The organism is Kitasatospora sp. NPDC127116 (assembly GCF_042677365.1).
GTDB lineage: Bacteria > Actinomycetota > Actinomycetes > Streptomycetales > Streptomycetaceae > Kitasatospora > Kitasatospora lactacystinica.
Genome location: NZ_JBHXTL010000019.1, coordinates 24,246 through 50,297, shown reverse-complemented (window position 1 = coordinate 50,297; position 26,052 = coordinate 24,246). Strand labels below are relative to the sequence as shown.

The following is a 26,052-nucleotide window of genomic DNA, read 5'->3' as shown; positions in this document are numbered from 1 at the left end:
GTGTTGATCGGCGACGTGGCACGGCGCTCCGGGGTCAGCGCCCGCATGCTCAGGCACTACGAGTCGCTCGGGCTGGTGCGGCCGACGGGCCGTACCGGCTCCGGCTACCGCCGGTACGCCGACGAGGACATCCGGCGGATCTTCCACATCGAGAGCCTGCGGTCGCTGGGCCTGTCGCTGCGCGACGTCGGGCGGGCGCTCGACGACCCCGGTTTCGCGCCCGCCGAACTCGTCGACGACCTCATCCGCCGCACCCGCGAACGCATCGCGGCGGAGACCGAGTTGCTCACCCGGCTGCGGCGGATCGACGCCGCGGAACCGGCCGGCTGGGAGGAGGTGCTCCAGGTCGTCGCGCTGCTCCAGGCCCTGGAGTCGAAGAGCCCGGGGGCGCGGCAGCGCGCCGCGCTGTCCGCGGGCGAGGACGTCGCGGTGCCGGTGGAGGCGCTGGTCGAGGCCGTGCTGGGCGAGTCGGACCCGAACGTCGCCGGGGCCCTCCGCTGGGCGCTGGCGCAGGCCGGCGGCACCGGGGCGGCCCTGCTCGCGCAGGGTCTGGGCTCGCCCGCGGCCGAGGTGCGCGAACGTGCCGTGCGGTCCCTCGCCGAGCTGCCGGACGGCACCGCGACCGCGCTGCTGCGGGACGCCCTCGGCGGCCCCGACGCCGTGGTCCGCAGGTACGCGGCGCTGGCGCTCGGCGCCCGTGGCGTCGCCGACGCGGTCCCGACGCTCATCGACATGATCGTCGAGGCGGCGAACGACGCCGACGCGGCCGACACCCTGGGCGCGCTGGCGAACGACCCCGCGGTGGCGGACCGGATCGCCACCGGGCTGGTCGACCGGCTCGCCCTCGACGGCGTCGGACCGGACGCCCGCCGGAGGCTGGCCCAGGCGCTCGCGGACGTCCCGGGGAGCACGACGTCGCGCGCCCTCGCGGAGCTGACCCGGGACGAGGACCGTGCGGTCGCGCTGACCGCGACGTACATTCTCAAGCTGCGCGACACGCGGTAGTCGCGACCGCGATCGGGGATCCGATCGGGGCAGGGGTGACCGGGGGTTCGAGGGTGGGGGTGGCGTGACAGGGGCCGGGCGGTTCCGTCGGCAGCGGCGGCTGTTCCTCTCGGTGGCGATCGACACGTTCGGCTCCGGCGTCTTCCTGCCGCTGTCGCTGCTGTTCTTCGTCACCGTCCAGCACTTCCCGGCGGCCGCCGCGGGCACCGCCGTGACGGTCGGGTCGATCGCGTCCTTCGCCGTCGTTCCGCTCTGCGGACGGCTCGTCCAGGCGGCGGGGCCCAAGTCCTGTCTGCTCGTCAGCAACGTCCTGACCGCGCTCGGGTACGGCCTGTTCTTCGCGGCCGGGAACCTGCCCGCCGTGGCCGCCGTGAGTTTCCTCGTGACGGCCGCCGACCGCCTCTACGGGGCCGCCTGGCCCACGCTGGTGGCGCGGTTCGCGAAGCCGGCGGAGCTCACCGAGTGGTTCTCCGCGGTCACCGTGCTCAAGACCACCTCGCTGGGGGTCGGCACGCTGGGGGCGACCGCCCTGATGGCGCTCGCCGGCGGAGACGGCCTGCGGGTCGCGCTCGCCCTGAACAGCGCGAGTTCCCTGCTCGCGGCCGTCCTCCTGCTCGGGGTCGCCGTGCCGGCCGCCGAGCGGCCCTCGCGCAGGGCAGCCAGGTCGAACACCCGGGCGGCACTTCGCGACCGGCCCTTCATGTCGCTGGTCGCGTCCCAGACACTGCTGTCGGCGGCCTGGCTGATCCCGACGGTCGCCTTCCCCGTGTACCTGGTGGCGAGCCTCCATCAGGCCGCCTGGTGGCCGACCGTCGTGGTCGCCGTCCGCTACGCCACCGCCACCACCCTGCAGATGCGGATCAGCCGACGGCTCTCCGGCTGGAGCCGCTCGCGGGTCCTGCGCCTGTCGATCGGCGCGGTGGCCGTCGCCATCGCCCTGACCGCGGCCGTCTCCACCGCCCCGCACGCCCTCCAGGGCCCGCTCGCCGTCCTGGTGGCGGCGGTCCTGGCCCTGGCCGAACTGGCCTCGAAGCCCACCGCGGCCGCGGCGGCGGTCGCCATGGCCCCCAAGGGCGACGAAGGCCCGTACATGTCCCTGTTCCAGCTGACCTGGACGGTGTCCTACGCGGTCGGGCCGGCCGTCATCGGCCTGGGCCTGCAGAACCCGCCGCTGCTCTGGACCGCACTGGCCCTCTGCGTGGCCGCCGCCGCCCTGGCCCACCGCCTCCGCACCCCACTGCGCCGCCCCGCGGCGCAACTCCCGCACGCCGCACGCGATCTGCGGGAGGAGGCCGAAGTCCCGTAGAGCGGCGCCCGCCCCTTCAACCGTCCTGCCGCAGCGATCGGTCGGTGCCTCCGCACGCCGACTCCCCCGCACCGCCCGGGGGATCCGCACCAGCAGGCCGACCCCCGGGGCCCGGCAGGCGTCAGCGCCGTACCGGCAGCTCGTCGACGAGCCCGTAGGCGCGCAGCTGGTACGGGAGCGCGGCCGGGCGGCGCCACTGGAGGTCGAGGCCGCAGGCGCCGAGGACGGCACCGAAGGCGTGCCGCATCGCGTCCTGGACGGCGGTGCGGGCCCGGGCGGCGCGCTCCGCGGCGGGGGTGTCGCCGTCGGCGGCGGCGGACAGCCGGCGGGAGGGGTTCCAGCGGAGGTCGGCGACGCCGGTGGTGTCGTCCCCGTCCTCGACGGCCGGGCACGGCATGAGGGTGATGCCGGGCGCGTGGAGGTGGTCGGCGACCGGCAGGCCGGCGAGCCCGGCGGTGCGGCGCACCGCGGCGACGACGTCCGCGCCGATGCCGAGGTCCCGCGGGCGGGAGCCGGCCGGGGCCGGGGCGGCGGCGTCCTGGCCGGTGGCCGGAGCGGGTCCGTCGGCCCGTCCGACCCTGGTCTCCCCGTCGAGCCGGCCGGCCACGACCTCGATGCCGAAGGCCGGCAGGAACTCGGCGAGGGCGTTCCGCATGGTGCTGCCGACGACCCGTCGGGCGGCGAACGCCGGCTGCTGGGGCCGTTCCATGGCCGCGGCGGCCGCCAGCCGGGGGCCGGGCTCCCAGTGCAGGGCGATCAGTCCGGCGCAGTCGTCGGAGTCGTCGTGCGGCCGGGCCGGGCGCAGGTGGACGCCGGGCCCGTGTCCGCCGTACCCGACGGGCAGGCCGGCCAGCAGGAGCGCCTCGGTGACGCGGTCGACGAGCACCGGATCGATCCGGGGCCCGCCCGGGGACGTGCGTTCCGCAGCCGTGTCCACGCCGTCCTCCTCCGGGCCCCGGGCGGCGGCCGACCGCCGGCGCCCCGAGCGTACGGCGTACCCCGACGGCCCGTCGGCGAATCCCGGAACCGGCCGCCGCGACGCGCCCGCCGGGAGGGCGGGCGCACCGGCGGTGCCCGTCCGGTCGGTTCCAGGGGTTGGCCGGCACCGGAGCCGCCCGCACCCGAGCCCACGCCCGCGGCTGCAACGGACCGGCGCGCCACCACGGCGCCGCCGCCCCCGTGACCGGCCCGCGGCGGTCCCGCCCGGCCGGACCGCGGCTACAACCAGCCGCGCCGGGCGGTCTTCAGCCCGGCCTCGAAGCGGCTCGCCGCGTCGAGGCGCTCCATCAGGGCGGCCATCTGCCGCCGGACGGTCCGCACCGAGACGCCGAGCCGCTTGGCCGCCGCGTCGTCCGTGAGCCCGGTGGACAGCAGCCGCAGCAGCTCGCGCTCCCCGGCGGTCAGGCTCAGCGGGGCCACCCCGTCCCGGTCGCCGGCGATCGGGACGGCGGTCTCCCAGGTCTGTTCGAACAGGGCGACCAGGGACGCGACGATCCCCGGCTCGCTGGTGCACAGCGCGCCGGCCCGGGTGTTCTCCGGGTCGATCGGCACCACGGCCGTGCTCCGGTCGAAGACCAGCATCCGCGGCGGCAGCACCGGCGCGGTCCGCACCTCGCCGCCGAGCCCGGCCATCCAGCGGACGTAGTCGAGGGTCTCCGGGGCGTCGTGGATGCTGTCCTGGTAGATGGTGCGCAGGCTGACCCCGCGCCGCAGGGCGTCCTCGTCCAGCGGCCGGGACGCGGCCAGGCTGGCCGCGGACTGGGCGCCGCCGGGCATCACCGCCAGGACCTCGCTGGTCAGCCGGGAGGTCAGCACCTCCAGCTTGTCCTGGATGGCGTCCAAGCCGAGCAGCCGCTCGCGGTCGCCCACCGGGTTGTCGGCCCGTACCTTCGCGTACTCCCCCAGGGCGCGCGCGACGGCGGCCTTGGAGGCGGCGACCTCCTGCTGCCGGCGCGCGAGTTCCTCCTCCTGACGGCGCAGCAGGATCTCCAGTCCGCGCTCCGGGCTGACCGGCCGCAGGGTGCCGGGCCGTTCGCGGGAGGCGCGCAGCAGGGTGAGGTCGGCGAGCCGGTCGAGGGCCGCGCGCACGGCGGCCTCGGGGAGGCCGAGCCGCTCGCAGAGTTCCGCGACCCCGCCCTCGGGGTCGGCGAGCATTTCCCGGTAGACGGCTTCCGCAGTGGCATCCAGCCCCAGCAGTTCCAGCACTTATCGACCCCTGATCCCCGTGGACGGTTCCGTATGCCCGGTCGGCCCGGGGCTGATCATTCCTTCGGCCGGAACGCCCTCGCAAGGGCATGATCCGGTCAACGCCCCGCCCGGGCCTTCGACGCCCTCGGCGGGGCCCGCACAAAGGCGGAATTCGGGCCGCTGCCCGGCACGGTGTTGCAGCATGCTGCCTGTCCTGATCCTGCCCGCGGATTCGCTTCCCGTGACGGGCCGGGGAACGGGAGGATTCCCGGTGCGCGCACTCCCCGTCTTTCCGGACACCCAGAACTGCGGTCTCCCTCAGCGCAGTTCCCGCACAGAACAGGACTCTCCCGTGTCCGTCCGTCCAGTTGCCGCCGTCCTCCTGACCCTCGCCCTCGCCGGCTCCGTCGCGCCGGCCTTCGCCGCCGGTTCGACCGCCCCCGACGCCGCCCCGTCCGCCGCCCAGGGCCCGGGCGGGGGGATCGGCTGGGACGGCCCCGCCGCTCTCTCGATCGGCTGGGACACCCCCTCCACCCGGTCGATCGGCTGGGACGGTCCGTCGGCCGACGCCGCCGTCGGGCAGGTCTGACCTGCCGTGTTCGCGGTGCATCTGACCCTGCCGACCGATGCCGCCGCCCCCTCGGGGGAGGCGGCGGCCGCGGAGGTCCAGGTCGGGCTGTGGGCGTGCGCCGGCCCGGACGACGGTCTGGAGCACGTGCGCGCCCGCGCCGTCGCCGACGGCATCGGCCTGGTGCTCTACGTCCGCGCTCCCGACGAGACGGCGGCTCTGGCCCGGGCGCGGAGCCTGCTGGACCGGGCGCTGGCGCTCACCGGCCGGAACCCGTCCGGCCTCCGGTAGTCCCGCCGACCGACGGGGTCCGCGTCGGCCACCCGTCGTCCCGCCCGAACGGTTTCCGCTGTTCCGGACGGGTTTCCACCGATCCCGCCCGGCCCGGAAATTGGCCGGTTCATTGCTATCGCTTTACCCCGGCATGGCCGACGGGCCGTCGGCGGCCCGGCCGTGCCCCCGTTCTTCCACCCCCCTTCCCTCCCACTGAGAACAATCGAGGAGTTCCATGTCACGCCCCCCGGGCGGATCATCACGGCACCGGTCCGAAGCCGGCTCGCCGCCCCCCTCCACGCAGCGCCGTCGCAACGGCGTGCTGCGCAACACCGCCGTCGCGCTGGCCGTGGTGCTCTCCGTCGAGGCCGCCGCCGTCATCATGACGACCGGTCAGGCCGTGGCCGTCACCACGGAGCAGGCCCCGAAGCCCGCCAAGGCCCTGGGCCCGGCCGAGGCCAAGGACATCGCCACCGCCCACCTCAAGGCCCGGCTGGAGAACCGCCGGATCGAGGTCGTGGACGAGCGCACCGAGTCGACCACCACCTGGATCAACCCGGACGGCACCACCACCCTGGACCTCGCCTCCGGGCCGGTCCGCTACAAGGACGGGTCCGGCAGGCTCCAGCCGATCGACACCGACCTCGCCCGGCAGCCGGACGGCAGCGTCAAGGCCAAGGGCCACCCGCTCAACCTCTCGCTGGCCGGCGCCACCCCGCCCGCCGCCGCGTCGGCGTTCAAGGCGGCCGGCGCCCCGGCCGGGGACCCGAAGGCCCCGACCACCCCGCTGGTCTCGCTGGACAACGGCAACGGCACCGCCATGTCGCTGTCCTGGCGCGGCGCCCTGCCCGAACCCTCGGTGGACGGCGCCAGGGCCCGGTACGCGAACGCGCTCACCGCCACCGACCTGGTCGTCGAGTCCACCCGGACCGGCTTCGAGCAGTTCCTGGAGCTCAAGGACCGCTCGGCGGTGGCCGCCAACGGCAGCGTGACGCTCACCCTGGACGCGGCCGGCCTGCAGGCCCGCCACAATGCGGACAACTCGGTCTCCTTCCTCGACCCGAAGACCGGCGAAGAGAAGGGCCAACTGCCCGCCCCGGTGATGTGGGACGCGCAGGTCGACGAGCGCAGCGGCGACCACACCCGCACCGCGCCGGTCGCGCTGAAGGTCACCCAGAACGGGAACGCGATCGACCTGACGCTGACCCCGGACGCCGCCTTCCTGACCGACCCGAAGACCAAGTACCCGGTCACCATCGACCCGGCGGTCAACATCGGCGTCGGCTTCGACACCTTCGTGCAGCAGGGCTACGCCACCGACGTCTCCTCGCAGACCGAGCTGAAGCTGGGCAACAACGGCTCCGGCCAGGTCGCGCGGTCGTTCCTGCAGTTCCCGATGGCGAAGATCAGCGGGAAGCAGATCACCGGCGGCAAGCTCAACCTGTGGAACTTCCACAGCTGGTCCTGCACCGCGAAGAGCTGGGAGGTCTGGGACACCGGCACGGCCACCACGGCCACCCGCTGGACCGCCCAGCCCGGCTGGAACAAGAAGTGGGCGACCTCCACCGCGACCAAGGGCTACTCCAGCTCCTGCAACGACGGCTGGGTGAACCAGGACATCACCTCGCTGGTCAAGGCCTGGGCCGCCAACGGGAACACCAACAACACCCTGGGCATCCGGGCCACCGACGAGAGCGACCCGTACGGCTGGAAGAAGTTCAACTCCGGCAACGCGACGTCCAACACGCCGTACCTGTCGGTGACCTACAACACCCCGCCGGCCGTCTCCACCCTGATCTCCCCGGCCGACGCCGCGCTCACCGGCGACTCCACCCCGACGCTGTCCGCCAAGGCGACCGACCCCGACGGCGGCAACATAGCCCTCGACTTCGAGCTCTGGGCGTCCAACGGCACGGCCGCGCTGCAGTCCGGCCGCACCGCCATGGCCGCCTCCGGCTCCACGTTCACCTGGACCCCGGGCACCGCGCTGCCGGCCGGCGCCTACAAGTGGCGCTCCCGCTCCTGGGACGGCACCGCCAACAGCGCCTGGTCCGCCTTCCGCACCCTCACCGTGGACACCACCGCGCCCGGCGCGACCACCGTCTCCTCCGGCGACTTCCCGGCCGGCCAGTGGGCGGGCACCCCGGACGCCAACGGCGACTACAGCGGCACCTTCACCTTCACCCCGCCGAGCAGCGACGTGAAGGACGTCCAGTACAAGCTGGACGGCGGGGCCTGGGTCACCGCGGCCACCACCGGCACGCCGGTCAGCGCCAAGCTCACCTTCAAGGCGGGCGCCCACACCGTCACCGCGCACAGCCGCGACGCCGCGGGCAACGTCTCCGCCGACCGGACCTACGCCTTCTACGCCGGCAAGGGCTCCGCCCTGGTCGCGCCCGGCGCGGGCGAGCGCCCGGCCCGCCGCACCTCGCTGCAGGCCGAGGGCAACAGCACCTACACCGGGGTGCGCTACCAGTACCGCCGCGGCGAGACGGACGCCTGGAAGGACGTCCCGGTCGCCAACGTCACCACCACCGCCGGCCAGCCGGTGACCGCCTGGCCCCATCCCGCCCCCGGCGGCAAGCCGGCCGCGCTGACCTGGAACATCACCGACACCCTGGCCGAGAACGGCCCGGTCGACGTCCGCGCGGTGTTCACCGACGGCACCGCCACCGACGCCACCGAGCCGAACACCGTCACGGTGGACCGCAACGCGGGCACCGCGCCGGAGACCAAGGTCGGCCCGGGCTCGGTGAACACCCTCACCGGTGACCTCACCCTGTCCGAGACCGACGCCGAGGCCTTCGGCCTGCACGCCGAGCGCTCCTTCTCCTCCCGCCGGCCCGCCAACGGCTCGGCCCAGGAGGGCCAGGCGGCGATCTTCGGCCCGCAGTGGAGCTCCGGCACCACCGCCGAGATCACCGACGCCGACTACTCCTACGTCCGCAAGACCTCGGCGACCTCCCTCTCGGTGGTCTCCGCGGACGGCTCCGAGGTCGGCTTCACCGCCACCGGCGCCGGCGGCTGGAAGCCCGAGCCCGGGGCCGAGAACCTCACCCTGACCGGCGCGTTCACCGCTGCCTTCACCCTGAAGGACACCGAGGGCATCACGGTCACCTTCGCCAAGGTCGACCCGGCCGCCACCACCTGGCAGGCCTCCGGCTCCTCGCTGCCCAGCGACAACTCCACCACCTCGGTGGTCTCGGAGAAGGTCGTCTCCGGCGGAAAGACCCTGGCCCGCCCGAAGTACGTCGTCGCGCCCTCCTCGGCGACCGCCTCCGCCAACTGCGCCGCCGTGCCGTCCACGGCCGGCTGCCGGGTGCTGGAGTACGTCTACGCCGACACCACCACCGCCACCGCGTCCGCCCCGGGCGACACGGCCGGCCAGGTGAAGCAGATCCGCCTGTGGTCCACCGACCCCGGCGCCGCCACCGCCACCCCCGTCGTCGTCTCGCAGTACGCCTACGACGACCAGGGCCGGCTGCGCGAGGTGTGGGACCCGCGGACCAGCCCGGCGCTGAAGACCGCGTACGGCTACGACGCGGCCGGCCGGGTCACCACCGTGACCGACCCGGGCGAGCTGCCGTGGACCCTGGAGTACGGCAAGGCCGGCAACGCCGCCACCGCCGGCGACGGCATGCTGCTCGCCGCCTCCCGTCCCACCCTCAAGCAGGGCAGCAAGGACGTCACCGACGGCACCGCCACCACCTCGGTGGTCTACGACGTCCCGCTGAGCGGCGCCAACGCGCCGTACCCGCTGGCGCCGTCCGACGTCGCCGCGTGGGGCCAGACCGACGCCCCGACCGACGCCACCGCCGTGCTGCCGCCCGACGCCGTCCCGGCCACCCACGACGGCAAGGCGCTCGGCACCGCCGGCTACAACCGCGCCTCGGTGACGTACACCAACGCCTCCGGCCGCGAGGTCAACACCGCCACCCCCGGCGGCGGCATCACCACCACCGAGTACAACGCCTACGGCAGCCCGGTGCGGACCCTCTCCGCGGAGAACCGCGTCCTCGCCCTGGCCACCACCGGCAACGACCTCAACAAGCTGCGCGCCCTCGGCATCGCCGGCCGCTCGACGGCCGACCGCGCCCAGGTGCTCTCCTCCACCTCGCTCCACTCGGCCGACGGCAAGCGCCTGCTGGAGCAGTACGACCCGCTGCAGCTGGTCACCCTGGAGCACGACGTGGCCGCCTCCGGCACCTCCCCGGCGCTCGCCGCCGGCGACGAGGTCGCGGCCCGCGCCCACACCGTCAGCGGCTACGACGAGGGCCGCCCGGCGGGCGCCGCGGTCAGCGACATGGCCACCTCGGTGACGGTCGGCGCCCGGATCGACGGCTACGCCGCCGACGCCGACACCCGCACCACCGCCACCGGCTACGACTGGGCCCAGGGCCTGCCCGTCAGGTCCGTCCAGGACCCGGCCGGCCTGAAGATCACCACCTCCACCGGCTACGACGCCAGCGGCCGGGTGACCTCGCAGAGCCGCCCGAACTCCACCGGCTCCGACGCGGCCACCACCGTCACCACCTACTGGACCGGCACCGGGACCGGCGCCTGCGCCGGCCACCCCGAGTGGGCCGACCTGGTCTGCTCGATCGCCCCGGCCGCCCAGATCGCCGGCGGCGGCGGCAACCCGCTGCAGCTGCCGACGAAGACCTTCCAGTACGACCGCTGGGGCAACGTCACGGTCCAGGCCGAGACCGCCAACGGCGTCACCCGCACCACCACCCGCAGCTACGACGCGGCCGGCCGCCCGGTGAAGATCTCGGTCACCGGCGGCACCGGTACCGCGGTCGCCGACACCGTGCTCGGCTACGACCCCGCCAACGGCGAGCTGGCCTCCCTCAGCAACGGCAGGGCCACCATCACCCTGGGCTACGACAGGCTCGGCCGCCAGGTCTCCTACGACGACGGCGCCGGCAACGTCACCACCACCGAGTACGACCGGCTCGACCGCCCGGTGAAGAAGTCCGACTCGGTGCCGTCCACCGTGACCTACGGCTACGACACCGCCAAGGACCCGCGCGGCCTGCCCACCTCGCTCACCGACTCGGTGGCCGGTACCTTCACCGCCGGCTACGACGTCGAGGGCCGGCTGGTCTCGCAGACCATGCCCGGCGGCAACACCCTCACCAGCAGCTACGACAGCCGGGGCATCCAGACCGGCAAGACCTACACCAACCAGGCGGGCACCGTCCTGCTGGCCGACACCGCCGACTACACCGTCCACGGACAGCAGGCGGGCCGCACCCAGAGCGACGGCAACAGCACCACCAGCGGCTACACCTACGACGCCACCGGCCGCCTCACCAAGGCCGCCGACAGCACCGGCCTGGCCTGCTCCACCCGGACCTACGCGTTCGACCGGAGCAGCAACCGGACCAACCGCACCAGCGTCACCGACGACTGCGACCCGGCCACCGCCGACGCCGTCACCCAGGCCGAGAACCACGGCTACGACACCGCCGACCGCCTCACCGACACCGGCTACGTGTACGACGCCTTCGGCCGCACCACCGCCCTGCCGAAGGGCACCCAGGTCGGCTACTACGCCAACGACCTGGTCCGCACCGAGACCCTCGGCGACACCCGCAGGACCTGGGACCTGGACGCCTCCGGCCGCCTCGCGGTCGGCACCACGGAGACCAAGGGCACCGACGGCACCTGGACCGTCACCGAGCAGGACACCAAGCACTTCGACGGCGGCAACGACAGCGCCTCCTGGTCCAAGGACGCGGCCGGCCGGCTGACCCGCAACGTCCTGGACCTGACCGGCCAGCTCACGGCCGCCACCGGCACCGACGGCGGCGCGATCCTGCTGCTGACCAACCTGCACGGCGACGTGTCCGTCCAGATGTCCCCGGACGGCCTGGAGGACCTCGCGGTCTACCACTACGACGAGTACGGCAACACCGTCGACTCCACCGGCTCGACCGCGTACGGCTGGCTCGGCGGGGCGCAGCGCGAGGCCGACGGCCTCTCCGGCCTCACCCTGATGGGCGTGCGCCTGTACGACTCGACCACCGGCCGCTTCCTGCAGACCGACCCGGTCCTGGAGGGCTCGCCGAACGCCTACGGCTACCCGGTCGACCCGATCACCATGGACGACCTGACCGGTCTGAACTGGAAGAAGAAGTGGACGGCCTACTTCAGCCGGTCCGAGGGCAACACGATCGGTGCCCTGCTGTACGTCTCCGGCAAGATCGCCCAGGGCATCTCGAAGATCCTGCGCAGGCTCCCGCACATCGTCGCCCGGGCCGCCGGCTACGTCCTGTGGGCGCTGTCCTACCTGATGAAGAAGATCGGCAAGCAGTTCATCAAGGCGGCCAACAAGCGCGGCAGCCACGGCGTGATCTTCACCTTCGGGATCTGGCGCTCCAGCCACTGGTGGGTGCCGGACCGTCCGATCTACCGCGTGAACCCGCGGTACTGAGCCGGGAGGAGGCCTCTCCGACGATCCACTGATGCGGGACAGGTAGGGCCGGGCCCGGGGGTGATCCCCCGGGCCCGGCCGCTTGCGCACATCGATGATCATCCCGGCGTAGGCTCTCGGCTGATCACAGGGGCAGAGAGGGAGACAATGGGCCAGAAGATCATCCGGTTCTCGGACCTGACCGGCCGGCACGCGGAGAACGACCGGGAGCTGGTGCGGGTGGTGGTGCTCCAGCACCCCGACCTGACGGACGGTCCGGTCGAGATCGACGCGCTCGCCGGGGAGTTGGGCGAGGTGCGGGAGCTGACGCTCGACCTGGTCACGATCGAGCTGCACCACCCGGACCGGGCGGAGCCGCAGACGGTGGTGATGGAGGCCGAGACCTTCAACCGGCTGGCCTCGGCCGCGCCGATGGCCGAGGTGCTGCGCGGCGCCAGGCCGGCCGCCCGGGCCGCCGCCTCCGCGACGGCCCTCACCGGCAGCCGGGAGCGGGTCAACTACGCCAGCCTGGAACACGCCGGGCGGCCGCACAAGGGCCGCACCACCGACGCGGAGAAGCAGGTCGTCCAGCAGCACCTGGACGAGATCAACGAGCGGCTCGCCGCCGAGGGCGTCCGCACCATCGACCCGGACAACGCCGAGCACGTGACCCGCTACGGCCTGGACACCCTGGCCCGGGAGACCGGCGTGATGTTCGGCTGACCGGCCCGGACGGCCGGGCCCGCCGGGCGCTCCGTCGGGCGGGCCGGCCCGGGCACTCCCCGGACAGCTCCCCGTCGGACCGGTCGCCCGCGGCCCGCCCCATGATCGGCCCCGCCGCCCGTTCCGGCGACCGCGGTGCGGCCGGGCGGGCGACCGCCGAGCAGGTGAATCGCCGCGACCGCCCCTCGTGTCGCCGACCGGCCCGGCACGGCGATCGGCTGGACTGCGCGCTATGCGTATTCCACACCGGACCGGACGGATCGTCTCGGTCCTGGCGCTGGTGGCGGGCTCACTGCTGAGCAGCAGCGTGCTGGCCCCACCGGCCCAGGCCGCGATCTCCTTCACCAAGAGCGTCGACAAGGCGACCGTCTCCCCGGGGGAGAACGTCACCTACACCCTGCGCTACACCTGCTCCATCACCGAGTGCACCGGCGGGAACATCCTCGACACCCTGCCCTCGAACATGCAGTTCCTCGGCTGGACGCCGGACCCGTCCTCGGTGGACGTGGCCGCCTCCACCGTGCCCGCCGCGGGCGCGATGGGCGGCACGATGGACATCCGGCTGAAGGACCTGAGTCCGGGCACCACCGCCACCGTCACGGTGACGATGAAGTACCCGAACTTCACCACCCCGAACGGCGCCACCTCCACCAACTCGGCCACCATGTCGGCCAACGGCGAGCCCTCGCAGACCGCCACCGCCGACACCGCCGTCCAGGTGCAGCCGCAGTACACGGTGACCAAGGGCGTCCAGACCTCCAGCAGTGACGGACGCACCGTCACCTACCAGTTCAGCGCCTGCGCCACCGACAACGTGCCCAACGTCGACCTGGACACCAGCCGGCTGCTGGACACCCTGCCGCCCGGCGCGGTGGTGGACACCGGCCGCTCGCCGGGCTGGTCGCCGGCGGCACCCGGCCCGAACACCTGGGGCTACGACATCGGCCCGTTCGTCTCCGGCAACGGGCGCGGCGGCTGCCGCATCCCCGGCGTCCTGGTCGTCAACTACCCGGAGGCCTCCTTCCCGGACGGAACGACCTCCGAGAACGTCGTGGCCCTGCACGGCGACCCGATCGGGCCGGACCCGGAGCGCCAGCTCGACACCGCGAACGCCACCACCAGCCCGTTCCAGCCGCCGGCCACCGGCGTGGTGGTGACCGCCAGCAAGGTCTGGCGCGACACCACCGTCAACGGCGACCTCAACTCCTTCAGCCTGTCGGCCACCAACACCGCCGGACCGGCCACCAGCCTCACCGTCACCGACCCCGGGGCCGGCAGCACCGACGGCATCTACAACTGGATCTTCCCGCAGTCCCTCCAGCTGGAGCCGTGGAACCCCACCAGCATCCTGCTGACCCTGCAGTACCGCCTCAACGGCGACCCCACCTGGCAGACCTTCACCCCGGGCACCCCGTTCAACGGCTCCGACACCCGCCGGATCACCTTCGAACCGGGCGCGGGCGACCCGGCCAACGACGTGCTCGGCATCCCGGCCGGGCGCTGGCTGGACGGCCTCCGGTTCACCTGGAACGGCCCGATCCCCACCGGCTGGAGCCCGGGCAACGCGGTGCAGCTGGTCACCCAGGTCGCCACCCCCGGCCACGACGGACGCCAGGCCCCCGAGCCGCTGACCAACTGCGTGGACACCACCGCCACCGACGGCACCAACAACGCCTCGGCCAACGCCTGCGCGCAGACCACCATCACCCAGGCCACCAACCTCGGCGCGGCCAAGACCACCGTCGCCGGCGAGCTGTCCGCCCCCGGCGGCCGGGCGACCTTCCAGGTCATCCCGTACAACCGCAGCGCCCGCGACCTGGACCGGCCGCTGGTGCTCTACGACGTGCTGCCGGCCGGCGTCGTCTACATCGACGGCTCGGCCCGGCCCGACCCCAACTACCCGGACGCCAAGGCCCCTTCGTCGATCACCGTGACCCCCGGCCCGGACGGCCGGCAGATCCTGCGGATGGAGTGGCCGGCCGGCGCGCCGGACATGACCTACCTGCACGACCAGCTGGCCTACCGGATGCTCTTCGACGTCCAGGTCGCCAACAGCATCCGCTCCGGTGACCTCACCAACGACGTCTACGTCACCGTGGACCAGCCCACCGCCCCCGTCGCCTGCATGTTCTCCGGCTCCGACAGCGGCAGCACCCCGGACGTGCTCGACCTCAACGGCAACGGCAACACCACCGAGCTGCTCTGCCACGCCTCCTCGCAGATCCGGGTGGACGTGCCGTCGGTGCTGCGCTCGTACAAGGAGGTCAAGGGCGACCTGGACTCCGACTACGTGAGCATCGGCACCGCCACCCCGGGCGGCCAGATCTCGTACCGGATGACCGTGCGCAACGACTCCCCCGACCCGGTCACCGACTTCATCGCCTACGACAGGCTCCCCACCCCGGGCGACAACTACGTGCTCACCCAGGACGCCCCGCGCGGCAGCGCCTGGACCCCGTCGCTCAGCCAGCCGATCACCAGCAGCGACCCGACCGTGGTGATCGAGTACACCACCGACCCCAACCCCTGCGTGGAGCCCGTCGTCGTCAACCGCACCGGCTGCAACAGCGCGGCGGTCTGGAGCACCACCTTCCCCGGCCCCGGGACGGCCACCTGGTTCCGCATCCACCGCCCCGGCACGATGGCCTCCGGCGAGTCCTTCACCCTGACCTGGCCGATGGTCGCCTCCTACGACGCGCCGGAGGGCGAGTACGCCTGGAACAGCTTCGCGTACACCGCCACCGACGCGGCCGGCCGCCAGCTGCTGCCGGCCGAGCCCGCCAAGGTCGGCGTCGCGGTCAAGCGGGTCACACCCTCCAACAACGCGCTGGGCGACTTCGTCTGGCAGGACAAGGACGGCTCCGGCGTCCAGAAGCCCGGTGACACCGGGATCGCCGGGGTCACCGTGCACCTGCTGGACGGCAACGGCCAGCCGGTGCGGGACAAGGACGGCAAGCCGGTCACCGCGGTGACCGACGCCACCGGCCACTACCTGTTCGACAACCTGCCGGACGGCAGCTACGCGGTCCGCTTCGACCTGGCCACCCTGCCCAAGGGCGCCACCGTCACCAAGCAGCACGCCGGCACCGACCCGGCCAAGGACTCGGACGCCGACCCGGCCACCGGCCTCACCCAGACCGTCACCCTCAGCGGCGGACAGCGCGACCTCGACCTCGACATGGGCGTGATCCTCCAGACCACCTCCCCGTCGCCGTCGCCCTCGCCGACCTCCTCCCCGTCGCCGACCTCCTCGCCCTCGCCGACCTCCTCGCCGTCGCCGACCTCCTCGCCGACGCCGTCGCCGAGCCCGAGCCCGAGTTCGTCGCCGTCCCCCTCGCCGTCGCACTCGCCGTCCCACTCGCCGAGCCCGACGGCCACCGCCACCCACACGCACACCCACGTCCCGAGCCCGTCGGAGAGCGGCGAACTGCCGCACACCGGCGGCTCCTCCCCCGACACCCTCGTCGCGGCACTCGGCGCCATCGCCCTCCTCGGCGGCGGCACCCTCTGCTTCGTCGCCTACCGCCGACCGGGCCGGCACGGCTGACGCCCACCCGGACCCCGCTGAACGCCAGTGGCGCCGCCCCGTCGAGGGCGGCGCCACTGGCGCGTTCGGGAGCGGGCCCGGCGGTCCTAATCCAGTTGGGACAGCGCGTCGGTGACCAGCTTGGTGGCGAAGTCCTCGCCGTTGCCGGAGATCCGGTTGACGTACTCCGCGAGCAGGACGGCCGTCGCCTCCAGGGGGTTCATCTCCTCCTTGGTCCACGGTCCGTACTGGGCGCGCCACAGGTTGGGGCTCAGTCCGGTGCCGGCGGCGATGAGCAGGCCGGCCATGGTGGGGATCACCTCCGGGCTGAAGGTCCTCGGCATCATGCGCATGGTGGCCACCAGGCTGGGGATCGCGTGTTCGAGCACGTCCTCCTCGTGCTTCTCGAAGGCCGAGCGCAGCCAGTTCATGTACATGTAGACGAGCGTGCAGGCGCCTTCCACCAGCGCCTCGGCCTCGTCGGGCCCGAAGGACGCGGTGAGCTGCTCGACCATCCGCCGGTGCTCGGGGCCCGTCCCGGACTTGCCTTCGTAGACGGACCTGAGCCGGGAGTCGATCACCATGAGCGCTGCGCTCACATCACCGACGGGAGCGTGTTCGGGGTCGCAGGACGACACGGGACTCCTTCTGGAACGGCCACGGCCGGGACGGCCGGTCGGTTCGTAGGGTAGGCGACCGATCGGACGGGATCCGCCGGATCCGGCCGGGGCGTCCTCGGGTGACGGTGCGCGAGTGCCGTCCCGGGCGGACCGGGGCGGCACGGCGGCGGTGGGACGGGCCCTGTCCCCCGCCTCCGTCACCCGGCAGCGACGTCTCACCCGTCAAGGTGACACTCCGGCAGCCGAGTTGACGACGACGGGTGGCGGGCGGCCGGCCGCGGTCCGCGACGGCCCCGGGCCCGCGGGCGACACGCCCGGCGTCACACGGCCGTCACGTTCCCGCTGGATACTCGGAAGGCCCACCGCCCGCGCCCCGTACGACGGAGGACCACCGCAGATGACCGCCGGCCCCGACCGCCCCGCCTTCCTCCTGGTCCACGGCGCCTGGCACGGCGCCTGGTGCTGGGACGCGGTGCGCTCCGCCCTCGCCGCCGACGGGTGGCGCACCCACACCGTGGACCTGCCCAGCTCCGCCGCCCACCCCGATGCCGCCCGCCCGGCGGGCCTGCTGGAGGACGCCGACGCGATCCGCGACCGCCTGCGGCGGATCGACGGCCCGGTGGTGACGGTCGCCCACTCCTACGGCGGCGCCCCCACCACCGAGGCCATCGCGGGCGCCGCCAACGTGGTGCGGGCGGTCTACCTCGCCGCCTTCCAACTGGACGTCGGCGAAAGCGTGTTCTCCTTCCTCGGGGCTCCCGTTCCGGAGGACGACACGGGCCGCACCCCGCCGAACGCCGACGCCCGCCGCCTGCACTACACCGACGTGCCCGCCGCCGAGGCCGACCGCGCCCTGGCCCGGCTGACCCCGCAGAGCGTCCGGTCCTTCACCCGGCCGGTGACCACGGCGGGCTGGCGCACCGTGCCGTCCAGCTACATCGTGTGCGAGCACGACCGGGCCCTCGAACCGTCACGGCAGCGCGAGCTCGCCGCCCGCGCCGACACCGTCCACCGGCTGCCCAGCGGCCACGCCCCGTTCCTGTCCATGCCCGGGGAGCTCGCCACCCTGCTGGGCCGGATCGCCGGCTCGGCCGCTCCGCAGGGTGCCGACGTCCGGAGTGACGAGGGGCGCTGACGGCGGGCGGGACGACCCGACCGGCTCCGGGCCGCCCCGTCCGCCCCGCCCCACGGTCTTCGACCCGGGTCAGCCGGCTTCCGTGCGCGGCTCCAGCCGGGTGCCGCTGCGGAGGGTGATCGACATCAGGTCGCTGGGGGCGTCGAGCTCCAGCCGGTGCCAGCGGCCCCGGGGCACGATCGCGGCGGTGCCCGCCGCCAGCCGCACCACGGACTCGGCGTCGCCGGGCTCGACGGGGCGGAGGTGGAGGCGCACGGCGCCGGCCAGGCAGCAGACCGCCTCCTCCGCCTCGGGGTGCATCTCCCAGTGGTCGGCGTGGACGTCTGCGTCGCTCTCCACGTGGAAGGTCGCGATCTGCCAGACCCCGGCGTCGCCGGCGGCCATCCGGCGCCCGGCCGCCCGGACGTCGCCGTCGGGGTGGATGTGCAGGGCCGAGGCGAACAGGTCCACGGCCGCGAGCGGAGTGGTCGTCATGAGCGGGTTCCTTCCAGTCGGTTCTCTGCGGGGGTGAGCGGGGCGGGGTGCCCTGGCGCCTGCGGCCGGCGCCGGGGCAGCACAACGATCGCCACCAGCGCGGCGAGGGCGAAGAGCCCGGCGGTGGCGGCCAGTCCGGTGGCGTAGCCGGAGTTGAGGGCCGACGGGTCGGTGGCGCCGCCGGAGCGGTGGGCGGCGACGGTGGCCAGGGCGGCCAGGCCGACGCAGCCGCCGAGCTGGCGGGAGCTGTTGAGCAGGCCGGAGGCCGTCCCGGCCTCGTGGGCGGCCACGCCGGTGGTCCCGGCGGCGGCGACCGGGGCCAGGACCAGCCCGGTGCCGATGCTGGTGACCAGGGACGGGCCGAGGACGTCGGTGAGGAAGCCGCCGTCCGGGCTGATCAGCGAGAACCAGGCCAGGCCCGCGGTGGCCAGCACCGCCCCGGGCACCAGGGCGGCCCGGGGAGTGCGGCGCGCGACGACGCGTGTGGCGAGCACGGTGCCCGCGACCAGTCCGGCCGAGAAGGGCAGGAAGGCGAGGCCGGTGGCGGCGGCGCCCAGGCCCAGCACCTGCTGGAGGTAGAGCGAGACGAAGTAGAAGGCCGTGAACTGCCCGGCGGCGGCCAGGAACACCAGGACGTTGGCACCGGCCACCCAGCGGCTGCGCAGCAGGCCCGGGCGGAGCAGCGGTGCGGAGGTCCTGGCCTCGGTGACGGCGAAGGCGGTCAGCAGCGCGAGCGCGGCGGCGAGCGTCCCCAGGGTGGCCGGGGAGCCCCACCCCCGGACGTCGGTGCGGACGACACCGAACACCAGCAGCCCGACCCCGGCGGTCGCGAGGACGGCGCCGAGCACGTCCGGCCGCTCCCGCCGTACGGGCGGTGCCTGGGCCGTTCCGGCCTCCTCGGCGGGACCGCTGGCCGGCAGCAGCGCGAGCGCCGTCGCCACGATCGGCAGGTTGACCAGCATGACCCAGCGCCAGCTCGCGTACTCGGTCAGCAGTCCGCCCGCCAGCACGCCCAAGGCCCCGCCCGCGGCGTTGGCCGCGCTCCACACGCCGAGCGCGCGCACCCGCCGGGGGCCTTCGGTGAACGTGGTGGTGAGCATCGCGAGCGCGGCCGGGGCCGCCGCCGCCGCGCCCGCGCCCTGTCCGGCGCGGGCGGCGACCAGCTGCCAGGGCGACTGGGCCAGTCCGCCCGCCAACGAGCAGAGGCCGAACACGGCCAGGCCCACCAGGAGCAGCCGCCGCCGGCCGTACAGGTCGCAGGCGCGGCCGCCGAGCAGCAGGAGCCCGCCGAAGGTGAGCGCGTAGACGTGCACGACCCAGGAGAGGTCCAGCGGCGCGAATCCCAGGTCGGCCCGGATCGCGGGCAGGGCGACGTTGACCACCGACATGTCCAGGGCGAAGACGAACTGGGCGACCGTCACCGCCGCCAGCACCCGGCCGGGGCGCCCTCGTAAGTTTTTGTACATGTATAGAAAGTAGTCCCGGGCGCCCCCCGCTGTCGAGCCCCGGGTGATGATGGGGGCATGCAGCAGCCCTCCGCCCAGCCGCCCGCAGCCCCGCAGCCTGCCGCCCAGCCGCCCGCCGGATCGCAGCCGACCGGACCGCAGCCCGCCGGGGTGCCCGCCGCCCCGCGGCCCGGCGCGCGGCGCAAGGCCACCGGCCGACCGCCCCGGATCACCCGGGAGGAGGTCGTCACCACGGCGCGCCGGATCGTGGACGAGGAGGGCGTCGAGCGGCTGACCATGCGCCGCCTGGCCACCGAGATCGGCAGCACGCCGATGGCGCTCTACCACCACGTCCGCGACAAGGAGGAGCTGCTCGTCCTGCTGCTGGACGACTACGCCGCGCGGACACTGCGACCGACCGAACCGCCGGCCGACCCGCGCGAACGGGTCGTCACCGCGGCGGCCGCCATCCACGAGGCGCTCGCCGCCTGCCCGTGGATCGTCGAGGTCCTGACCGGGGACAGCGTGATGTCCGCCCACTCGCTGTGGTTCGTCGAGCAGATCGTCGACGGCCTGGTCACCTGCGGCCTCTCACCGGAACGGGCCGTCCAGGGCTACCGCGCGATCTGGTACTACACCGCCGGCGAGATCATGGTCCGCGCCACGGCCACCCGCGGCCGGCCCGCCGACGACCGCCCCACCCACCGCCAGCAGGTCTTCGCCGATCTCGACCCGGAGCGACTCCCCCGCCTGGCCGGGCTCGCGGACCGCTGGGCGCCGCTCACCGCCCAGGACACCTACCGGGACGGCCTCGACGCCCTGGTGGACGGCCTGCTCGCGGCCCGCTGAGCGGCTGCGCGGCCTTCCGCGCCCCGGACGCCCGCCGGGCGGAGCCGGCTACCTCCCGACCAGAGCCCGGACGACGAGGCCGCTGAGCGCGCGGGGCGCCAGCCGCCGGGCGGTCCACATCGCGTGGGTGCCGCGCCCGGGAAAGGCCCACAGCCGGCCCCGTGCCAGGGCGCGGTCCATCGAGTCCAGCACCTTCTCCGGGCTCAACCCCCGGCGTGGACCGATCACTTCAGGGGTCTCCACCCGGATGCGCGACAGCATCGGGGTCTCCACCGCGGGCGGGCAGACGCACAGCACCCGGATGCCGTCGCCACGGTGTTCGGCCGCGACGATCTCGGCGAGGAAGTGGACCGCCGACTTGGCGGCGCCGTAGCCGCCGCCCAGCGGGATGGGCACCCAGCCGCCGATGGAGCCGAAGAGCACGACCTGGCCGCCGCCCTGTGCCGCCATCGCCGGCACCACGGCACGGACCATGTGGAGCGTGCCGCCGTACACGACGTTCATCAGGCGCAGGGTCTCCGCCGGGTCCTGATCGAGCAGCCGGCCCATCACCCCGACGGCCGCGCAGTGCACCAGCCGCCGGGGCGGGCCCAGCTCGCGGCCGACGTCGCGGACCACGGCGGCGACCGCCGCGTAGTCCGTGACGTCGCAGACGAACGAGCGCACCCCGGGGGCCCGCTCCGACAACGCGTCCAGACCGGCCGCGTCGACGTCGACCGCCGCGACCGCCCAGCCCGCCCGGGCCAGCCGCAGCGCCGCCGCCCGGCCGATCCCGCTGGCGGCACCGGTGACGATCGCCACCTCACCCGGCACGGACGCCATCTGTCACGCTCCCACGGCTGCGAGAAGTACCGGACGCGCCCTCGGCGCCGGAGGCCGAGCCTCCCGAGCAACCATGCCTACCCGGCCGACGGCGCCCCGACTCTCACCCGGCCGGACGACCGTCGGCCTCAGCCGTTGCCGAAGAAGCCGAGCGCCCCCGCCGCGCAGACCCCGCCGGCCCCCATGAACACCGGGGTCAGCACCTTCAGCTCCACCCAGCTTCCGGCCCGGAACCGCATGCCCTTCGGCGGCCCGATCGGGTACCAGCGCCGGCGCCCGATCGGGATCGGCCACAGCACCGGGCAGCCCGAGACGGTCAGCGCGTCACCCAGGCAGTGCACCAGCGCGCCGAGCGCGATCGGCAGCCCGATCCACAGGTACTGCTGCCCCGGCTCCTCGAACAGCCACTGCGAGCCGTTGCCGGGCTTGTCGAGGACCTCCGCGAGCATCCACGCGCTGGCCGCCCCCAGCAGCCACACCAGGACGTCACTGGAGACCCGGGCCTGCCGCCACAGCAGACCCTCGATCGCCAGCACCATGTGCACGAACAGCACCACCAGCACACCCCAGCGGCCGCCGAACACGGCCACCGCCGCGGCGCCCGCCCCGCACAGCACCGCCCAGAGCCAGGTGTGCGTCAGCGTCCGGTGCCCGCCCGAGCGCCTCGGGTCGCCCTTGCCCCGGGTGGCCTTGTACACCGCGTACGAGAGGTTGTCGATCACCTCGCACAGCGCCCGGGACACCGGCCCGAACGCCCGGGATATCGTCGCCGCCTTGTGGTCCAGGTCCGGCGCCAGCGCCGCCCCCGCGCAGATCAGCGCCCCCGCGAGCAGGACCGGCCAGGGCATCGGCTCCCCCATCCCGGCCGCCACCGCGCCCACCCCCAGCCATGCGGCCGCACCCGACAGCGAATGCGCCGGTCCCATCATGTCCGTACACCACCGATCCTCATCAGCTCGGCCCTCACCGCGAGGACCTGACGTCACGGCAGCCTATCCGTCCAAGATCACCGACCCCGCCCCTCGCCCCCGGCCCGCCCCTTCCTTCCCCCCGATCCGGCCGGGCGGGCCCCACCCGCTCCGCCCCGCCGGACCCTCCGGCGCCCCGCGGATCAGGCCAGGGCCTTCTCCAGCGCGGCGAGGTAGCTGCGCATCATGTGGTCGCGGATGCCCTCGCCGTCCGGCGAGAACGCCGCCGCGCCCAGGCCCTTGGCCCGGTCGGTCAGCCCGGGGACCAGCCCGACCTTCTCCGTGACGCGGCCCGAGGAGTCGATGTGGCGCAGCGCCTCGACATGGGTGAAGGCGGGCTCCGGCGGCAGCTCCGGGACGATGTCGTTGCCGTGCACGAAACGGTAGGTGCGCCCCCGCAGGCCCTTGTCGTACGCGGCGGCGAGCAGCCGGTCGCAGGTCCGGGGCTGGCCGAAGGTGTAGACGCCGTCGGCCGCCAGGCTCGGGTCCTCCAGGTCGAGCCGGGCCGCGACGAGCATGGCGAGGGCGCCGCCGAGGCTGTGGCCGGTGAACCAGACCGTCTGATCGTCGGTCCGCAGATCGGAGACGGCCTTGGCGACGTCCGGGTAGATCGATTCGAGGGCCTCGGCGAAACCGTAGTGGACATAGCCCGTCCGGGCGGGGCCGGGCCAGGGCGGGGTGGTGGCGTCGGTGAGCCAGTCACGGATCTGCGCGGGTTCGGTACCGCGGAACGCGGTGACGATCATGTCGTCGCCGGCCATGGTGTACGCCTGGGTGTCCTGGAGCGGGAACGGCGGGGTGAAGCGCGTCTGGTGGTGACACACGGCGTCGAAGCCCCAGGCGTGGGCCTGCTCCTCGATCGCGGCCTCGTCCTTGTAGGCGAGTTCCGCGGCCTTCGCCAGCCAGTAGGCGTGCGGGAGGCTGTAGCCGGTGGCCTGCTGGTCGAAGTCGGTGGGTACGGCCATGGGGGGCACTCCTGTCGGGTCGTCGGACGGAACGGCGGATCGGCCCCCAGGCCCCGACCGGCATCCGCCGCCGGGTGCGCACCGCAGCGCCCTGGTGACCAGGAGTGACGCTACCCCGCACACAGTTCGTGAGCGACCGGGCCACACCCCCGCCCCATCCGCCGGGCGCCCGCGGCACGACACCCGCCCCGACCACGCCCGCCCCGCCCCGCCCCGCCCCGCCAAGCACCGGCACAGGGAACCCGCGCTCCCGCGCCCGGATCACCCGCCGATGCAGCGGCCACGGCAGCGGCCACTGCCGCCGATCCCCCCGCCGCCCACCGCAGTCGCCGTCAGTCCGCTTCCACCGACCGCGCGATCCGCTCCCGCGCCGCGACCGCCCGCGCGTCCTCGTACCCGTCCAGCAGCGCGAGCGCCTGCGTCCGGTGGCGCCGCGCCGCTTCCCCGTCGTCGGCGAGCACGGTCGCCGCCAGAGCGTCGAGGGCCAGTGCCTCGTGCCAGGGGTCGCCGAGTTCGTGGTGGGTGGTGGCGGCCCGGCGGAGGAAGGCGGCGGCCTCGGTGTGACGGTCGAGGTGACGGTAGGTCTCGCCCGTGCCCTGCCAGGCGAGGGCTTCGCGGCTGCGGTCACCGAGGCGGCGATGGAGGACGGCGGCGCGCTGGTAGGAGTCGAGGGCGTCGGCGGGTTGGCCGTCGGCCCGTTGGGCGTCGCCGAGGGTGAGGAGCCAGAAACCCTCCAGGCGGTGGTCACGGAGGTTCAGGGCGATGTCCAGTGCCGCGTGTGCCGAGGCGAGTGCACCGGCCGGGTCGCCGTCCTCGCGTTGGATGTCGCTCAGCAGGCGCAGGGCGTTTCCCTCGCCGCGCTGGTTCTTCAGTGCGCGGTGGGCGGTCAGTGCCTGGCCGACGGCGGCCGCGGCCTCGGGGAGGTGTCCGGCGCGACAGTGGGTGCTGGCGAGGTTGGAGAGTGCGGTGGCCTCCCAGTGGGCCTCGCCCAACTGCCGGAAGGCGGCGAGCGCCTGCTCGAAGTGCCGGGCGGCGTCGTCCAGTTGCCGGCTGTGCAGGTGGACCAGTCCCAGCAGGTTGAGCGAGTGTGCCTCGTTGAGCCGGTCGCCGAGTTCACGCCAGAGCGCCAGGGCACTGCGGTGGCACTCCAGGCTGTCGCCGAGGGAGTTGACCCGGGTGTACGCCATGCCGAGGTCGGTGAGCAGCACGGCGCGGGCCGTGTCGTCGGAGAGGCGTTCGGCGGCTGCCAGCCCGAGCCGGCCCGCCACCGGCCAGTCCGCGCCGGGGGCCGAGGGGGCCTGGGCGTTCCAGAGGACCGCGGCCAGCTGCCAGGTCCGCCGGTCCTCGCCTGCCGCGGAGGCGGTGTGGACGGCCTGGAGGAGGTTGGCGCGTTCGCGTTCGGCCCAGTCCACGGCGGCGTTGTAGTCGGCGAGGACCGTCGGCCGGACTCCGTCCGCCGCCTGGTCGAGCGGCAGCCGGGCTTCGGCCGGCCGCAGCCACTGCTGGGCGGCGTCGGCGGTGTGCAGGTACCAGTCGAGTACCCGCCGCAGTGCGGCCCGGCGCTGTGCGGGGGCTTCCTCCTGCTGGGCCTGGTCGGTGGCGTAGGCGCGCAGGAGGTCGTGGAACTGGTAGCGGTCGGGTGCGCCCTGTTCCACGAGGTGGGCGCCGACGAGGGAGTCGAGGAGCTGTCGGGTGCGGTTGGGGGTGAGGTGGGCGAGGGCGGCCGCGGCGTGGAGCCCGAAGTCGGGGCCGGGATGGAGCCCGAGGAGCCGGAACAGGCGGGCGACCTGGTCGGGCAGGGCCCGGTAGGACCAGGCGAAGACCGTACGGACGGCGTCGACGTCCTCGTCGTCGCCCACGCTGAGGGCGTCCCAGAGCGCGGATTCGTCGCGGAGGTCGTCGATCAGGTCGTCCAGACCCATGTGGGGCAGGCTGGCCGCGCGTTCGGCCGCGATCCGCAGGGCCAGCGGCAGTTGGGCGCAGAGACGGGCCAGTTCGGCGAGCTTCGCGGGGTCGTCCTCGGGCCTGTGCCCGGCGGTGACGGCACGCAGCAGGGCGACGGCCTCCGCCTCGGGCAGGGTCCCCAGGGTGAGCCGACGGGCACCGTCGCGTACGGCGAGGCCGGACAGACGGCTGCGGCTGGTGACCAGCACGAGGCTTCCGGCGCTGCCGGGCAGGAGCGGCCGGACCTGGTGCGCGCTGGCCGCGTTGTCGAGGACGACCAGGAGACGGCGCTCGGCGAGGAGCGAGCGGTAGAGGGCGGCGGCCGCGTCGGGGTCGGACGGAACGGACTGGGCAGCGACGCCGAGGGAGATCAGGAAACGGTGGAGCGCCTCCTGGGCGGTGACGGGCCGGCCCGGATCGTAGCCGCGGAGGTTGACGTACAACTGGCCGTCGGGGAACCGATGCCGGGCCTGGTGGGCCCAGTGCAGGGCGAGTGCGGTCTTCCCGGCACCGGCGGTCCCGGCGATCACGACGACCGCGGCGGACGTGGTGCCGGCGGAAGCGACGGCATCGGGCGGGTTCCGGTCCTCGCCGGTCAGGGCGGAGTCCAGCTGGTGAAGCTCGTCCGTACGGTTCACGAAACCGCGTACGTCCGCAGGCAGTTGGCGGGGAGTCGGGGCGGCACTCGACCGGTCGGACCGGCCGTGGAAGTGGATGCCTCCGCTGACGTCCCTGGCCTGGACGACGTCCTGGGCCGAGGACCCGGACACGGTGGAACGCGTGCTTCCCGGGCCGTCGATGCTCCCGCCGTGCTGCTCTGCCAC

Annotated in this window: 18 protein-coding genes; 9 read left to right on the top strand and 9 right to left on the bottom strand. The window is 74.4% G+C overall.

From position 1 onward, the window contains the following. Together ACFVHV_RS11490 and ACFVHV_RS11485 are read left to right on the top strand one after the other, a co-directional pair. Entirely contained in the window at positions 1-1,005 is a 1,005-nt protein-coding gene (locus ACFVHV_RS11490; RefSeq protein WP_380350820.1) for a HEAT repeat domain-containing protein, read from the top strand. Between the two features lie 64 nt (positions 1,006-1,069). Then, entirely contained in the window at positions 1,070-2,311 is a 1,242-nt protein-coding gene (locus ACFVHV_RS11485; RefSeq protein WP_380350818.1) for an MFS transporter, read from the top strand. Between the two features lie 121 nt (positions 2,312-2,432). Here ACFVHV_RS11485 and ACFVHV_RS11480 read toward each other — a convergent pair whose 3' ends face one another. Both ACFVHV_RS11480 and ACFVHV_RS11475 read right to left on the bottom strand, forming a co-directional pair. After that, on the bottom strand, positions 2,433-3,248 hold the full coding sequence (locus tag ACFVHV_RS11480; protein ID WP_380350816.1) for a hypothetical protein: 816 nt from the start codon (positions 3,246-3,248) through the stop codon (positions 2,433-2,435). 281 nt (positions 3,249-3,529) lie between these two features. Then, a complete protein-coding gene (locus tag ACFVHV_RS11475) occupies positions 3,530-4,516 on the bottom strand; it encodes a LuxR C-terminal-related transcriptional regulator (RefSeq protein ID WP_359898285.1) in 987 nt (328 codons plus the stop codon). Positions 4,517-4,850: 334 nt separating this feature from the next. Here ACFVHV_RS11475 and ACFVHV_RS11470 point away from each other — a divergent pair, with 334 nt between their 5' ends. The 5 genes from ACFVHV_RS11470 (at position 4,851) to ACFVHV_RS11450 (ending at position 16,027) form a co-directional block, all read left to right on the top strand. Beyond that, a complete protein-coding gene (locus ACFVHV_RS11470; RefSeq protein ID WP_359898286.1) occupies positions 4,851-5,087 on the top strand; it encodes a hypothetical protein in 237 nt (78 codons plus the stop codon). Positions 5,088-5,102: 15 nt separating this feature from the next. Then, entirely contained in the window at positions 5,103-5,357 is a 255-nt protein-coding gene (locus ACFVHV_RS11465) for a hypothetical protein (protein WP_359898287.1), read from the top strand. Positions 5,358-5,574: 217 nt separating this feature from the next. Continuing rightward, the gene (locus tag ACFVHV_RS11460) at positions 5,575-11,778 is read left to right on the top strand and encodes a DNRLRE domain-containing protein (protein ID WP_380350814.1); all 6,204 of its coding nucleotides are present in this window, start codon (positions 5,575-5,577) and stop codon (positions 11,776-11,778) included. A 147-nt stretch (positions 11,779-11,925) separates the two neighbouring features. Next, positions 11,926-12,480 carry a hypothetical protein gene (locus ACFVHV_RS11455; protein WP_380350812.1) on the top strand — a complete coding sequence of 185 codons (555 nt, stop codon included), beginning with the start codon at positions 11,926-11,928 and terminating at the stop codon, positions 12,478-12,480. Between the two features lie 232 nt (positions 12,481-12,712). Continuing rightward, a complete protein-coding gene (locus ACFVHV_RS11450; protein ID WP_380350811.1) occupies positions 12,713-16,027 on the top strand; it encodes an SdrD B-like domain-containing protein in 3,315 nt (1,104 codons plus the stop codon). 86 nt (positions 16,028-16,113) lie between these two features. Here the strand turns inward: ACFVHV_RS11450 and ACFVHV_RS11445 are convergent, their stop codons facing one another. Beyond that, a complete protein-coding gene (locus ACFVHV_RS11445) occupies positions 16,114-16,590 on the bottom strand; it encodes a hypothetical protein (protein ID WP_359898341.1) in 477 nt (158 codons plus the stop codon). 433 nt (positions 16,591-17,023) lie between these two features. Here ACFVHV_RS11445 and ACFVHV_RS11440 point away from each other — a divergent pair, with 433 nt between their 5' ends. Beyond that, positions 17,024-17,761 (top strand): alpha/beta fold hydrolase, encoded by a 738-nt coding sequence (locus tag ACFVHV_RS11440; protein WP_380350809.1) that lies wholly within the window; start codon positions 17,024-17,026, stop codon positions 17,759-17,761. A gap of 69 nt (positions 17,762-17,830) precedes the next feature. Here ACFVHV_RS11440 and ACFVHV_RS11435 read toward each other — a convergent pair whose 3' ends face one another. Together ACFVHV_RS11435 and ACFVHV_RS11430 are read right to left on the bottom strand one after the other, a co-directional pair. Beyond that, positions 17,831-18,235 carry a cupin gene (locus ACFVHV_RS11435; RefSeq protein WP_359898292.1) on the bottom strand — a complete coding sequence of 135 codons (405 nt, stop codon included), beginning with the start codon at positions 18,233-18,235 and terminating at the stop codon, positions 17,831-17,833. Beyond that, positions 18,232-19,701 (bottom strand): MFS transporter, encoded by a 1,470-nt coding sequence (locus ACFVHV_RS11430; RefSeq protein ID WP_380350807.1) that lies wholly within the window; start codon positions 19,699-19,701, stop codon positions 18,232-18,234. The genes ACFVHV_RS11435 and ACFVHV_RS11430 overlap by 4 nt, the downstream gene beginning before the upstream one ends. 207 nt (positions 19,702-19,908) lie before the next feature. Between ACFVHV_RS11430 and ACFVHV_RS11425 the strand changes: the two genes are divergently transcribed. Continuing rightward, positions 19,909-20,529 (top strand): TetR/AcrR family transcriptional regulator, encoded by a 621-nt coding sequence (locus tag ACFVHV_RS11425; protein ID WP_359898342.1) that lies wholly within the window; start codon positions 19,909-19,911, stop codon positions 20,527-20,529. A gap of 48 nt (positions 20,530-20,577) precedes the next feature. On the opposite strand, the gene ACFVHV_RS11420 is transcribed toward ACFVHV_RS11425, so the two are convergent. The 4 genes from ACFVHV_RS11420 to ACFVHV_RS11405 all read right to left on the bottom strand — a co-directional run bounded on the left by ACFVHV_RS11420 (position 20,578) and on the right by ACFVHV_RS11405 (position 26,052). Then, a complete protein-coding gene (locus ACFVHV_RS11420) occupies positions 20,578-21,351 on the bottom strand; it encodes an SDR family NAD(P)-dependent oxidoreductase (RefSeq protein ID WP_380350805.1) in 774 nt (257 codons plus the stop codon). Between the two features lie 128 nt (positions 21,352-21,479). Then, on the bottom strand, positions 21,480-22,280 hold the full coding sequence (locus tag ACFVHV_RS11415) for a metal-dependent hydrolase (RefSeq protein WP_359898295.1): 801 nt from the start codon (positions 22,278-22,280) through the stop codon (positions 21,480-21,482). A gap of 182 nt (positions 22,281-22,462) precedes the next feature. Further along, the gene (locus ACFVHV_RS11410; protein WP_380350803.1) at positions 22,463-23,284 is read right to left on the bottom strand and encodes a lipase family protein; all 822 of its coding nucleotides are present in this window, start codon (positions 23,282-23,284) and stop codon (positions 22,463-22,465) included. A 332-nt stretch (positions 23,285-23,616) separates the two neighbouring features. Then, on the bottom strand, positions 23,617-26,052 hold the full coding sequence (locus ACFVHV_RS11405) for an ATP-binding protein (RefSeq protein WP_380350801.1): 2,436 nt from the start codon (positions 26,050-26,052) through the stop codon (positions 23,617-23,619).

Bases quoted from the DNA above. Each gene is read 5' to 3' on its own strand.
- ACFVHV_RS11460 (WP_380350814.1), top strand. From the start codon at position 5,575: ATGTCACGCCCCCCGGGCGGATCATCACGGCACCGGTCCGAAGCCGGC.
- ACFVHV_RS11455 (WP_380350812.1), top strand. From the start codon at position 11,926: ATGGGCCAGAAGATCATCCGGTTCTCGGACCTGACCGGCCGGCACGCG.
- ACFVHV_RS11450 (WP_380350811.1), top strand. From the start codon at position 12,713: ATGCGTATTCCACACCGGACCGGACGGATCGTCTCGGTCCTGGCGCTG.
- ACFVHV_RS11445 (WP_359898341.1), bottom strand. From the start codon at position 16,590: ATGGTGATCGACTCCCGGCTCAGGTCCGTCTACGAAGGCAAGTCCGGG.
- ACFVHV_RS11440 (WP_380350809.1), top strand. From the start codon at position 17,024: ATGACCGCCGGCCCCGACCGCCCCGCCTTCCTCCTGGTCCACGGCGCC.
- ACFVHV_RS11435 (WP_359898292.1), bottom strand. From the start codon at position 18,235: ATGACGACCACTCCGCTCGCGGCCGTGGACCTGTTCGCCTCGGCCCTG.
- ACFVHV_RS11430 (WP_380350807.1), bottom strand. From the start codon at position 19,701: ATGTACAAAAACTTACGAGGGCGCCCCGGCCGGGTGCTGGCGGCGGTG.
- ACFVHV_RS11420 (WP_380350805.1), bottom strand. From the start codon at position 21,351: ATGGCGTCCGTGCCGGGTGAGGTGGCGATCGTCACCGGTGCCGCCAGC.
- ACFVHV_RS11415 (WP_359898295.1), bottom strand. From the start codon at position 22,280: ATGATGGGACCGGCGCATTCGCTGTCGGGTGCGGCCGCATGGCTGGGG.
- ACFVHV_RS11410 (WP_380350803.1), bottom strand. From the start codon at position 23,284: ATGGCCGTACCCACCGACTTCGACCAGCAGGCCACCGGCTACAGCCTC.